Consider the following 10,809-nt stretch of genomic DNA (forward strand, 5'->3'; position numbering starts at 1 on the left):
ACCGAGCCGGTGACCGCTTCCGCGGTCACCGGCCGGCTTTCCCAACTCGACGAGGATGTGCACGTTCCCGACCTGATCACCGCCGACGTCGCCCTGTTCGGCACCGCGACCGACGGTGGGCAGCAGATCCTCGTCTACCCCCGTTCCTGAGCCTGCTTCTTGTTGCCCACCAGCAGCCCGACTCCGAGGCCGGCGACGGCGACGATCGCTCCGGCCCAACCGTTCGCGACGGCGAAGCCGTGCACGGTCGCCCCGGCGACACCGAGCCCGGCTGCCGAGGAGGTCGCACTGGAGGCGATGGTGTTCAGCGACGCCGTCCCGATCGAGGCTCCGACCTGCTGGGACGTGGTGATGAACGCCGAGGCCACCCCCGCGTCGGCCGGGTTCACCCGTGCGGTCGCGATGTTCATGACCGTCGGCATCGCGAGCCCGGCCCCGCCACCCAGCACCAGCTCCACCGGCAGGATCAGCGCCCAGTAGGAGGAGTCCGGGGTCAGCTGCGTCAGGGCCGCGAGCCCGGCGGCCATCAGCAGCAGCCCGATCACCAGCAGCGGCCGCGGTCCGGTGCGCGGCAGCAGCCGGCGCGAGAAGATCGTGGACATCAGCACGTTGCCCAGCAGGAACGGCAGGAACGCGATCCCGGCCTGGAAGGCGCCGTAGTGCATGATCCCCTGCAGCTGGTAGGTCAGGAACAGGAACATGCCGAACATCCCGAACGACGCCGCGGCGATCGTGAGGTACGCGGCCGCCCGGCTGCGTTCCCGGAGGATTCGCAGCGGCAGCAGCGGGTTGTCCACCCGGGACTGCCGGAGTACGAACGCCGCCAGCAGCACGATCGCCGCGCCCAGGATGCTCAGCACCAGCGCCGAACCCCAGCCGCGCGTCGCGGCTTCGGACAACGCGTAGACCAGGCCGACGATGCCGCCGCTGCCCAGGATCGCGCTGATCCAGTCGAGCGGGGTTTCCCGGTGCCCCTTGACGTTCGGCAGGACGAGCCAGCCGCCGATGGACGCGATGATCGCGAGCGGGAGGTTCACGTACAGGCACCAGCGCCAGTCGAGGTACTCGGCGAGCGCGCCGCCGGCGACCAGCCCGAGCGCGCCGCCGGACATCATGATCGCGGTGAAGATGCCGAAGGCCTTCGCGCGTTCCTTGGCCTCGGTGAAGGTGATGGTCAGCAGGGACAGCGTGGACGGGGCGAGCAGCGCGGCGAAGACCCCCTGCGCCGCGCGTGCCCCGATCAACATGGCCGGCCCGGTGGCGGCGCCCCCGACCGCCGACGCGATCGCGAAGCCCAGCGCCCCGACGATCAGCGTGTTCTTGCGGCCGAGCCGGTCGGCCAGCCTGCCCCCGAGCAGTAGCAACCCGCCGAAGGCGAGGGTGTAGGCGCTGATCGTCCACTGCCGGGCCACGTCCGACATGCCCAGCTCGCGCTGCGCGGAGGGCAGTGCGATGTTGACGATCGTGGTGTCGATGATGACCAGCAGCTGGGCCAGTCCGATCATCACCAGCGCCCACCAGCGGCTCTGGCTGCGGCGCACCGGTGCCGGTGCGGAAACGGTGGTTGTCATGGTCGATCCCCTGGTAAGTAAGCTGTTCATGCCATAACTTGTCGGGCGACAAGTAAACTAACCAGTCGTAAGGTAAGCTAGAACTAGCCGGTCGTCAAGCTAGTTTGAGAGAACACTCAGGAAGGACACGCGATGGCGGGGCGTCGCAGCGACACGAGGGAGCGCATCCAGCAGATCGCGCTCGATCTGTTCGTGGAGCAGGGATACGAGAAGACCTCCCTCCGGGAGATCGCGGAACAGCTGGACGTCACCAAGGCGGCGCTCTACTACCACTTCCGCACCAAGGAGGACATCGTCGCGAGCGTGCTCGACGACCTGGCCGCCTCGCTGGACGAGGTACTGGACTGGGGCAAGGCGCAGCAGGACCTGGTGCAGGCGCGCGAGGAGCTACTTCGACGGCTGGCCAAGCTCATCGAAGGCAAGTTCGGCCCGGTGATGCGGTTCATGCAGGAGAACCAGCCCGCGCTGAAGCACACCTTCCACGAACGCAACCCACTGGTCGGCCGGATGCAGGACGTGTTCGGCCTGCTCGTGGCCGACGAGCAGGATCCGGCCGCCCAGCTGCGGGCCAGGCTTTCCCTGGTCGCCCTCGTCATCGGCAACAATCCGCAGTTCCAGGGCGAGGCTGACGGCGGGGCGTCACCGGAGGTGGCGCTCGAGGTCGCGCTGGACCTTGTTTCTCCTCGTGGGGAACAGGCCGGAGCGGCCACGTAGTCTTGACGGGTGCTAGCCGTCGTCCCTCCACCGGTCACCGTCCGGGTGCCGTCGAAGATCAACCTGCACCTTTCGGTGGGTGATCTGCGGCCCGACGGGTTCCATGATCTGACCACGGTGTTCCACGCGCTCTCGTTGACCGACGAGGTCACCGTCGCCGCCGCCGAGGAGCCTGGCATCGAGGTCCACGGCGAGGGAGAGGACGCGGTACCGACCGGGGCGAACAACCTCGCCTGGAGAGCGGTGCAGGCGCTGGCCGCGCATGTCGGCAGGGACGACCCGAAGGTGCGCGTGGTGCTGCGCAAGGGAATCCCGGTCGCCGGCGGGATGGCTGGCGGCAGTGCGGACGCGGCCGCGACATTGGTGGCACTCACTTCACTGTGGAAGCTGGATGTCGGCCGGGACGAACTGGCCGGGGTCGCCGCCAAACTCGGCAGCGATGTCCCGTTCGCCCTGTACGGCGGCACGGCGCTGGGCACCGGCCGCGGTGAGCAGCTGGTGCCGGTGCTGTCCCGGCACACCTTTCACTGGGTGCTGGCGTTCGACCATCGTGGACTGTCCACACCGCGCGTGTTCACCGAGCTGGACAGGCTGCGCGAGGCGGGCGACCCGCCGCGCGTCGGCTCGCATGCGCCGGTCGTCGAGGCATTGGCCTCCGGTGACCCGCGGCAGCTGGCTCTGCTGCTGGGCAACGATCTTCAGGCCGCCGCGGTTTCGCTGCGGCCGGGGCTGCGGCGCACCCTGCGCGCGGGCGTGAACGCCGGCGCGCTCGCCGGCACGGTGTCCGGCTCGGGGCCGACCTGTGCGTTCCTGTGCGTGGACGCGGAATCCGCGCTCGAAGTGGCCGCGGAACTCGCCGGAGCGGGGGTCTGCCGGACGGTGCGGGTGGCACACGGCCCGGTGCCCGGTGCCCGGTTCGTCGGCGGCGACGACCTGAACCGACCAACCCCACCCCAGGTGCACGCATGAAAAAAGACAGTGGCGCGCAGCGTCTCCGTGAGGGGCGGCGGTCGGGTGACGGGCGGGGCAATTTGATCAACCTCGAGGCCGTCAGCAAGTCCTATGGGGTCAAGCCGTTGCTGGCCGAGGTCTCCCTCGGCGTGGCCGAAGGCGACCGGATCGGCGTCGTCGGGCTCAACGGCGGCGGCAAGACCACGCTGCTCGAAGTGCTCGCCGGAGTCGCCGAACCCGATTCGGGGCGAGTGAGCCGGGTCCGCGATCTGCGGATGGCCGTGGTCACCCAGCGCACCGAACTGCCCGAGGGCACCGTGCGGGAAGCGGTGCTGGCGCACTATTCCGCCGACCACGAGTGGGCCGCCGACGCGCGCGTCCGGTCCATTGTGGACGGTCTCGGGATCACCGCGCTCGGGCTGGACACCTCCACCGAGAACCTCTCCGGCGGTGAGCGTCGGCGGGTTGCGCTGGCCACCGCGCTGGTCGGCGAGCTGGACCTGATCGTGCTCGACGAGCCGACCAACCACCTCGACATCGAGGGTGTCCGCTGGCTGGCCGATCACCTGCTGGCCCGGCGGGCCGCGGTCGTGGTCGTCACGCACGACCGGTGGTTCCTCGACACGGTCTGCGGCCGCACCTGGGAGGTCGTCGGCGGACAGGTCGAACAGTACGAAGGTGGTTACGCGGACTGGGTTTTCGCGCGCGCCGAGCGGGCGCGCCTCGCGGCCACGATGGAGGAGAAGCGACGCAACCTCGCCCGCAAGGAGCTGGCGTGGCTGCAGCGCGGCGCGAAGGCCCGCACGTCGAAGCCGCGGTACCGCATCGAGGCAGCCGAGGCGTTGATCTCCGACGTTCCGCAGCCGCGGGATTCGGTGGAGCTATTGACTTTCGCCCGGCGCCGGCTCGGGAAAACCGTGCTGGAACTGGAAGACGTGACGTTGCGCGCGGGGGAGAAGCCCGTGCTGGACCACGTCACGTGGCGGATCGGCCCTGGCGACCGGATCGGTCTGGTCGGCATCAACGGCTCGGGCAAGACCACTTTGCTGAAGCTGCTCGCCGGCGAGACCGAGCCCGGCTCGGGGCGGCGGATCGAGGGCAAGACCGTCCGGCTGGCGCATCTGTCACAGGAGCTGGAGGGACTGCCGGGGCAGCTGCGGGTGCTCGAAGCGGTCGAGCAGATCGCGGGCCGGGTGGTGCTCGGCAAGCAGGAAATGTCGGCTTCGCAGCTGGCGGAGCGGCTCGGTTTCCCGGCCGCCCGGCAGTGGACGCCGGTCGAGGATCTCTCGGGTGGCGAGCGGCGGCGGCTGCAGCTGGCCCGGCTGCTGATGGGTGAGCCGAACGTGCTGCTGCTCGACGAGCCGACGAACGATCTCGACATCGATACCTTGCAGCAGCTGGAAGATCTGCTCGATTCGTGGCCCGGCACGCTCGTCGTCGTTTCGCACGACCGGTATCTCGTCGAGCGCGTGTGCGACGCGGTGTATGCCCTGTTCGGCGATGGCCGCGTCACGCATTTGCCCGGCGGGATCGACGAATATCTCGACCGCCGCGCGCGAAGCCACCAGGTGGCCGCGGCGCCGCAACGCCGTGAACCGGCGCCTGCGACGGGCAAACCCAGCGCGGCCGAGCATCGCAACGCGATGAAGGAGCTGGGCAGGCTGGAGCGCCGCCTGGACGCGTTGACCAAGCGAGAAGGGCAATTGCACGAACAGCTCGCGGCGAACGCGACGAACCCGGAGAAGCTCGTCGATCTCAACGCCGAGCTGAAAACGGTGCTAACGGAGAAAGACGACGTCGAGGCCCGCTGGCTGGAGACGTCGGAACTCGTCGAGTGACCGGATAGGCTCCCGACCATGAGTCGGTTCGTGGACACGCTCGTCGCCACCGCGGCGGGTGGCGGTCAGCAGCGGGGAATGGTCACTGGGGAGCCCAAGGAGCCGGTCCGGCGGACCTGGGCCGAGGTGCACGAGCAGGCGAAACGCCTGGCGGGCGGCCTGGTCGAGGGCGGGCTCAAGCCGGGCAGCGCGGTCGCCGTGCTGGCCGCGGCGCCGGCGCTGATCGCCCCGACAGTGCAGGGCGTGTGGCTGGCGGGCGGCAGCGTCACGATGCTGCACCAGCCCACCCCGCGCACCGACCTCGCGCTCTGGGCCGAGGACACCGTGAAGGTGCTCGGCATGATCGAATCCGGACTGGTGCTGCTCGGCGAACCGTTCGAGGCGCTCGCGCCGGTGCTCACCGAACGTGGCATCGCCTTCCGCACCATCACCGACCTGCTCGACGCCGAGCCGCTCGCCGAACCCGTCCCGGTCGGCGAGGACGAGCTCGCGTTGCTGCAGCTCACCAGCGGTTCCACCGCGGAGCCCAAGGCCGTCCGCATCACCCACGGCAACCTCTACACCAACGTCAAGGCGATGGTGGAACGCGCGGAGTTCGTGTTCGACAAGGACGTCATGGTGTCCTGGCTGCCGACCTTCCACGACATGGGCATGGTCGGCTTCCTCACCGTGCCGATGACCTTCGGCGTCGAGCTGGTCAAGATCACCCCGGTGGAGTTCCTGTCCGGGCCGCTCGTCTGGCCGGAGCTGATCAGCAAGTACCGCGCCACCACCACCGCGGCGCCGAACTTCGCCTACGCCATCGTGGGCCGTCGCTTGGCGCGCGTCGAGAACGACGACGCCTACGACCTGTCCACGCTGCGGATCGCCTTGAACGGCGCGGAGCCGATCGACGAGTCCGCCGTCAAGGCGTTCACCGACGCCGGAGCCAGGTTCAAAATGCCCGCGGAATGCGTTTTCCCGGCCTACGGCATGGCGGAGGCGACGCTCGCGGTGTCGTTCGCGCCGCTGTTCACCGGGCTGACCCTCGACGTGGTCGAAGCCCAGGCGCTGGAGGCCGAAAACCGCGCGGTGCCGGTGCCCGAGGACGATCCCCGCCGCGGCACCGACGACGTCCGCTCGTTCGCCGTCCTTGGCAGGCCGCTCGACGGGCTCGAAGCGCAGATCGTGGACGAGCACGGGGCCGAACTCGGCGAACGTCAGGTCGGCGAGATCCGGCTGCGCGGCGAGGCCGTCACCCCCGGCTACCTCACGGTGGACGGCCCGGTGGCGACGCAGGACGCCGAGGGCTGGCTCAACACCGGCGACCTCGGCTACCTGATCGACGGGCAGATCGTGATCTGCGGGCGGGCCAAGGACGTCATCATCATGGGCGGCCGCAACATCTACCCGACCGACATCGAGCGCGCGGCCACCTCGGTGGATGGCGTCCGGGCAGGCAACGCCGTGGCGGTGCGGATCGACGCCGGAACGCGGCGCGAGCGCTTCGCGGTCGTGCTGGAGTCGAAGCTGGCCGGTGACCCGGATGCGGAACGCGTGCTGATGAAGGAGGTCTCGGCCCGCGTGCGCGATGCCGTGGACCTGCGCCCGTACGCGGTGGTCGTGCTGCCCGCGGGGAGCCTGCCGAAGACGCCTTCCGGCAAGGTGAAGCGCGCCGCGACAGCCACCCAGTACGCGGACCGGATCAACTCCGCCGGTAGCTGAAGCACCAACGAAAACCGGCCCGCGCCGATCAGGTGCGGGCCGGATTTCGTGGTAGGCGTCAGAAGGTGCCGGGGTGGGAATGCGGCTGGGGCGCGGGCTCCGGGGTGTGCGCCGGGCGCTCCCAGCGGGCCTCCGTCGCCTGCGAAGACTCCCGGGCCATCGGCATCGGGTATGCCTTGAACGTGCGCGCGGCCAGCTGTTCCTCCAGCTTGTCGAGGAACTCGTCCACTTCCTTCTCGTCGTAGCCCCGCTTGCCCAGCAGCGGCTTGTTGAACTCCACGTGGTGCACCTCGGCGGCAGTCAGGTCGTCCTCGTCGGCGAGGGTCTTCGCGATGCGGCGGACGAACGCGTCGACCTCCTGCTTCGCGTAGCCGCGCCGACCGACCGCCGCGTTCGAGAACTCGACGCGGTAGACGTCTTCGGGGGTGAGGGACATGAAGAGTCTCCAGTTTCAGCTAGGACGGTGCGGTTCCCGCCTACTGTCCTAGCCGCGCTGGATCGCGGTGGGAAGGTCCCTCCGGCGCATCGACTCGAATGAGGGCATCTGTAAGACGCCTGTGAGTGAAATGACTACTGTGCGTGGAAGGTGTTCTGTGCCGCGTTCAGCCCTTTGCCGATGAGCTCTTCCACGGCATCGGCACACCGATCGACTTCCAGCGGGAGCTCCTTACGCTCGACCGTGGAGAAGTCCTTCAGCACATAGTCGGCCGGATCCATCCGGCCGGGCGGGCGGCCGATGCCGAACCGCACCCGGTAGTACTCCTTCGTGCCCAGCGATTTGGTGATCGACCGCAACCCGTTGTGGCCGTTGTCCCCACCGCCGAGCTTGAGCTTGAGCGCGCCGAACTCCAGATCCAGCTCGTCGTGCACGACGACGACCCCGTCCGGGGAGATCTTGTAGAACTTCGCGGTACCGGCGACCGGGCCGCCGGAGAGGTTCATGAACGAGCGCGGCTTGGCCAGCACGACCCGGCGGCCGGCCAGCCGCCCCTCGAGTACCTCCGCGCCGCCCTTGTGCGCCTTGAACTTCCCGCCGACTCGCGCAGCGAGCTCGTCGAGCACCATGAAGCCCACGTTGTGCCGGTTGGTGGCATAACGTGGGCCAGGGTTACCGAGGCCGACGAGCAACACCTGCTCGCCGGCCCCAGGCACATCCGCGGTCACTCCGCGGCGGCCTCGGACTCACCCTCGGCCGCGCCCTCGCCGGCCTCGTCTTCGGCAGCGGCCTCGGCCTGCGGCTCGGTGACGGCGACGACCAGCGCCTCCGGGTCGGTCAGCAGCTCGGAACCGGCGGGCAGGTTCAGCTGGCCCGCGGTGATCTGCGAACCGGACTCGAGCCCCTCGACGGAGACCTCGACCTGGTCGGGGATGTGCAGCGCCTCGACCTCGACCGAGACGGTGTCCAAGTCCTGGTGGGTCAGGGTGCCGGGGGCGGGCTCGCCGGTGACCACGACGGGGATGTCGACGGTGACCTTCTCGCCGCGCTTGACCACGAGCAGGTCGACGTGCTCGATGTAGTTCTTGAGCGGGTGCACGGTGATGGTCTTGGTGAGCGCCAGCTCGGTGTTGCTCTCGACGTCGAGGGTGAGCACGGCGTTGCTGCCGTTCTCCCGGATGACGCGGGCGAACTCGAGTGCCGGCAGGGCCAGGTGCCGGGGGTCGGTGCCGTGGCCGTACAGCACGGCGGGAATCTTGCCGGAGCGACGGGTGCGGCGCGCGGCGCCCTTGCCGAACTCGGTGCGTGGCTCGACGGACAGACGTACCTCGGACACGGTGTTGCACTCCTTCAAAAACTGTGGCGGTGCGCGGGAATGGGGGCGTCGGTTGCTGTCAACGGCGGCGAGTTCCACAAAACGTGCACAACACGGGGCCACTCAAGCCGCCGCGTCGATCACGTCGGGCACCGGGTACCTAAGAGCCCGCCTCGCCGAGACAACCTGTTCAGTGTAAGCAACCCACCGGCCGGGGGTTGCGGTGGGTCGCCGGGGCCAGTAGGAAGCTGGTGTGTCAGGGGGTGCCGGGATGTCTCGCAGGGCGGTCGGGGGGTTGCTCGCCCTTGTCGGCGTCCTGCTGCTCGGGGCGTGTGAACCGAGCACGCCGAGCGGGGAGAAAGCCGACCCGAATGCCGCGGTGAACGGCGCGCTGGACGCCTTCGCAGCGCAGACGGCCATCGCGTACCGGGTGGGCGCGGACACCCTGAACGTCACGCGCGCCGGCCTGGTGCAGGGCACCTTGTCGTTGCAGGATCAGCAGGTCGGCGTGCTCCGCGCGGGCGGTGCGCTGTACTTGCGGGCGCCCTCGCAGTACTGGCAGGCGCAGGGTATGCAAGGCGACCGCGCGGCCGAATACGGTGCGCGCTGGTCCCGTTCCGTGCTGCCTTTCGAACTGGGCTCGCTCGCCCCCGCCGATGTGGTGCGAACGCTGCGCGGCGCGGTCTCGGCGACCACCCCGGCGGAACGTCTCGTACTCGCGGACGGCACGGACGTTTTCGACGTCGGTGGTCTGCGAGTCACAGCGCGGCAGCCTTACCGGGTGGTGAGCATCGACCCGACGCTGCTGGGCCCGGTGGCCGCACAAGCCTTGGGCACCACACCGGTGACCGTGCATGCCGTGACGGACCTGCCTGCGTTGCAGGCCGCGTTCGGGCAGTCCTCGCATGATCTCGGCCAGCCGTTCGTCGCGGGCCCGGTCATCGCCACGACCGTCTCGGCGAACAACCTGACCTGTACGGCCGGCGGTTCCTGTACCGACGTGGTCCGGGTGGAGAACAGGCTGATCGGCGACGCCCCCGCCGCCTCGGCGCGTCTGGTGTTGAAGTCCGCGGTGACCTCGGCGCAGCTGGGTGCACAGGAGTGCGGGCAGGAACTGGTCGCCCCGCTGAACGACTCGGCGACGATGACCTGCTCGGTGCGGTTCACCCTGCCCAAACTGACCGGCTCGGCAAAGGTGGCCGCCGTGCCGACCGTGACCGCGGAGCCGGTCGCCGTCGTGGACCCGGCGGCAGTCGACCGTGAGGTGGCCACGGAGCTGGGCTGAGCCGCGCGTCCCGGTCCGGCTGGCGGCAGCGATCAATTCCGGCCCCCTCAGTTGTCCTGATTACCGGGAACACCGCGAGGTATCTCGCGGGACGGACGAAAGGACAGCCAGCACATGATCCTGGTGACAGGGGCGACCGGTCTCAACGGATCCGCCGTGATCCGCGCGTGCGTCGAGCGACAGCTGCCGGTTCGGGCACTGGTGCGGGACCCGGCCAAGGCCGCCGCGTTCGGCAATCCGCGCCATGTCGAGGTGGTCCAGGGCGACCTTCTCGATCCGGAGACACTCGGCGCCGCGCTCGACGGCGTGCGGCGAGTATTGCTGATTTCCGGCGCGGACCAGCAGCTGGTCGAAACCCAGCGCACGTTCATCGACGCCGCGAAAAAGGCCGGGGTGGAGCACATCATCAAATTCTCCGGCGTCGGCTGCTGGAGTGATTCGGGTTTCCGGTTCGCCCGGATGCACGCCGAAGTGGAACGGTATCTGGAGAATTCGGGACTGGCGTGGACAATGCTGCGCCCGGCGCAGTTCATGCCCGTCTACTTCCGTGAGGTGCCGGCGATTCTCGCGGACGGCGAGCTGAAACTGCCGATGGCCGACGCGCGGCTCGCGCCTGTCGACGTGGACGACATCGCGCAGGTGGCGGTCGCACTGCTGCAGGGCGACGGCCACGAAGGGGCGCGCTACGAGATGACCGGTCCGGAGGCGCTGACGATGGCCGAGGTCGCGGACCGGATTTCCGTCGCCACCGGACAGCCGGTGCGCTATGCCGACACGGATCCGGCGGAGAAACGGAAAACTCTGCTCGAAGCGGGAATCCCCGAGTTCTTCGCGGACGCGATGGACGAACTGTTCGCCGAGCGGCGGGCGGGCTCCGATGAATCGCGCGTCGATCTGAGCACGCACGAGCGGTTCGGCGTGCGCCCGACGACGTTCGCCGAGTTCGCGCAACGGCACGCCGGGGTGTTCCGCGGTGAGCAGCCGCCGACCCACCT

10 protein-coding genes are annotated in these 10,809 nt (G+C 69.3%); 6 read left to right on the forward strand and 4 right to left on the reverse strand.

Going from position 1 to position 10,809, the window contains the following annotated elements; translation table 11 throughout:
• Positions 1–134 precede the first annotated feature (134 nt).
• The gene (locus VHD82_RS31600) at positions 135–1,571 is read right to left on the reverse strand and encodes a DHA2 family efflux MFS transporter permease subunit (protein ID WP_325712318.1); all 1,437 of its coding nucleotides are present in this window, start codon (positions 1,569–1,571) and stop codon (positions 135–137) included.
• 132 nt (positions 1,572–1,703) lie between these two features.
• Between VHD82_RS31600 and VHD82_RS31605 the strand changes: the two genes are divergently transcribed.
• From VHD82_RS31605 to VHD82_RS31620, 4 genes are read left to right on the forward strand one after another with little or no spacing between them, the layout of a single operon-like run.
• A complete protein-coding gene (locus tag VHD82_RS31605; protein WP_325712320.1) occupies positions 1,704–2,285 on the forward strand; it encodes a TetR/AcrR family transcriptional regulator in 582 nt (193 codons plus the stop codon).
• Positions 2,286–2,294: 9 nt separating this feature from the next.
• A complete protein-coding gene (locus VHD82_RS31610; protein WP_325712322.1) occupies positions 2,295–3,254 on the forward strand; it encodes a 4-(cytidine 5'-diphospho)-2-C-methyl-D-erythritol kinase in 960 nt (319 codons plus the stop codon).
• Complete coding sequence (locus tag VHD82_RS31615) at positions 3,251–5,074, forward strand: ABC-F family ATP-binding cassette domain-containing protein (protein WP_325712324.1); 1,824 nt, start codon at positions 3,251–3,253, stop codon at positions 5,072–5,074. The genes VHD82_RS31610 and VHD82_RS31615 overlap by 4 nt, the downstream gene beginning before the upstream one ends.
• 18 nt (positions 5,075–5,092) lie before the next feature.
• A complete protein-coding gene (locus VHD82_RS31620; protein ID WP_325712326.1) occupies positions 5,093–6,778 on the forward strand; it encodes a fatty acyl-AMP ligase in 1,686 nt (561 codons plus the stop codon).
• Between the two features lie 58 nt (positions 6,779–6,836).
• On the opposite strand, the gene VHD82_RS31625 is transcribed toward VHD82_RS31620, so the two are convergent.
• The 3 genes from VHD82_RS31625 to VHD82_RS31635 form a co-directional block, all read right to left on the reverse strand.
• On the reverse strand, positions 6,837–7,214 hold the full coding sequence (locus VHD82_RS31625; protein ID WP_325712328.1) for a DivIVA domain-containing protein: 378 nt from the start codon (positions 7,212–7,214) through the stop codon (positions 6,837–6,839).
• A gap of 134 nt (positions 7,215–7,348) precedes the next feature.
• Complete coding sequence (gene pth / locus VHD82_RS31630) at positions 7,349–7,942, reverse strand: aminoacyl-tRNA hydrolase (RefSeq protein WP_325712330.1); 594 nt, start codon at positions 7,940–7,942, stop codon at positions 7,349–7,351.
• Positions 7,939–8,550: a 50S ribosomal protein L25/general stress protein Ctc gene (locus VHD82_RS31635; protein ID WP_325712332.1), complete on the reverse strand. Its 612-nt coding sequence runs from the start codon at positions 8,548–8,550 to the stop codon at positions 7,939–7,941. Before VHD82_RS31635 ends, pth begins: the two co-directional genes overlap by 4 nt.
• Positions 8,551–8,800: 250 nt before the next feature.
• Here VHD82_RS31635 and VHD82_RS31640 point away from each other — a divergent pair, with 250 nt between their 5' ends.
• Together VHD82_RS31640 and VHD82_RS31645 are read left to right on the forward strand one after the other, a co-directional pair.
• On the forward strand, positions 8,801–9,814 hold the full coding sequence (locus tag VHD82_RS31640; RefSeq protein WP_325712334.1) for a hypothetical protein: 1,014 nt from the start codon (positions 8,801–8,803) through the stop codon (positions 9,812–9,814).
• 114 nt (positions 9,815–9,928) lie between these two features.
• The coding region (locus VHD82_RS31645) for an SDR family oxidoreductase (RefSeq protein WP_325712336.1) at positions 9,929–10,809 on the forward strand (881 nt) is incomplete at its 3' end.

Source organism: Amycolatopsis sp. (assembly GCF_035546795.1).
Taxonomy (GTDB): Bacteria; Actinomycetota; Actinomycetes; order Mycobacteriales; family Pseudonocardiaceae; genus Amycolatopsis_E.

Coding starts and splice junctions, on each gene's coding strand:
- VHD82_RS31600 (WP_325712318.1), bottom strand. CDS start 1,571: ATGACAACCACCGTTTCCGCACCGGCACCGGTGCGCCGCAGCCAGAGC.
- VHD82_RS31605 (WP_325712320.1), top strand. CDS start 1,704: ATGGCGGGGCGTCGCAGCGACACGAGGGAGCGCATCCAGCAGATCGCG.
- VHD82_RS31615 (WP_325712324.1), top strand. CDS start 3,251: ATGAAAAAAGACAGTGGCGCGCAGCGTCTCCGTGAGGGGCGGCGGTCG.
- VHD82_RS31620 (WP_325712326.1), top strand. CDS start 5,093: ATGAGTCGGTTCGTGGACACGCTCGTCGCCACCGCGGCGGGTGGCGGT.
- VHD82_RS31625 (WP_325712328.1), bottom strand. CDS start 7,214: ATGTCCCTCACCCCCGAAGACGTCTACCGCGTCGAGTTCTCGAACGCG.
- VHD82_RS31640 (WP_325712334.1), top strand. CDS start 8,801: ATGTCTCGCAGGGCGGTCGGGGGGTTGCTCGCCCTTGTCGGCGTCCTG.